Source organism: Neisseria sp. P0021.S007, from assembly GCF_051956855.1.
In genome coordinates, this window is sequence record NZ_JBQCXA010000274.1 from 1 (window position 1) to 869 (window position 869).

Here is an 869-nt window from a genome sequence, read left to right on the forward strand (position 1 = left end):
CCTTACAGCTGGAGCGGTGCGGTTTTGGTGGCGCGTAACGACAGCAACATCAAATCCATTGACGACATCAAAGGCGTGAAAACCGCGCAATCCCTGACCAGTAACTACGGCGAAAAAGCCAAAGCTGCGGGTGCGGAACTTGTGGCAGTGGACGGTTTGGCGCAATCGCTGACCCTGATTGAACAAAAACGCGCCGATGCGACTTTGAACGATGAATTGGCTGTTTTGGACTATCTGAAGAAAAACCCGAATGCCGGCGTGAAAATCGTTTGGTCTGCGCCTGCAGATGAAAAAGTCGGTTCCGGCTTGATTGTCAATAAAGGCAATGACGAAGTCGTGGCGAAATTCAGCACGGCAATCAACGAGCTGAAAGCCGACGGCACGCTGAAAAAACTGGGCGAACAATTCTTCGGAAAAGACATCAGTGTTAAATAATTTTCTTGCTTCGCTGCCGTTTATGACGGAAACACGCGCCGATATGATTGTCAGCGCGTTTTTGCCTATGGTCAAAGCCGGTTTTATGGTCTCGCTGCCGCTGGCGGTGGCGTCGTTCCTGATCGGGATGGTGATTGCCATCGCTGTGGCTTTGGTGCGGATTATGCCTTCGGGCGGCATCGTGCGGAAAATCCTGCTGAAGCTGGTGGAAACTTATATTTCCATCATCAGGGGGACGCCGCTGTTGGTGCAGCTTGTGATTGTGTTTTACGGGCTGCCGTCCGTCGGTATTTTCATCGATCCGATTCCCGCCGCCATCATCGGCTTCTCGCTCAATGTCGGCGCATACGCTTCCGAAACCATACGCGCGGCGATTTTGTCCGTGCCGAAAGGGCAGTGGGAGGCGGGTTTCTCCATCGGCATGACCTATATGC

Annotated in this window: 2 protein-coding genes; both read left to right on the forward strand. The window is 52.9% G+C overall.

Features of this window, described 5'->3' with window-relative positions; genetic code table 11:
• Window positions 1-435: transporter substrate-binding domain-containing protein (locus ACTHUR_RS12765; protein WP_440398862.1), on the forward strand; the 435-nt coding region annotated here is incomplete at its 5' end.
• On the forward strand, window positions 425-869 hold a 445-nt coding region (locus ACTHUR_RS12770), incomplete at its 3' end, for an ABC transporter permease subunit (RefSeq protein WP_440398863.1). The genes ACTHUR_RS12765 and ACTHUR_RS12770, both read left to right, overlap by 11 nt.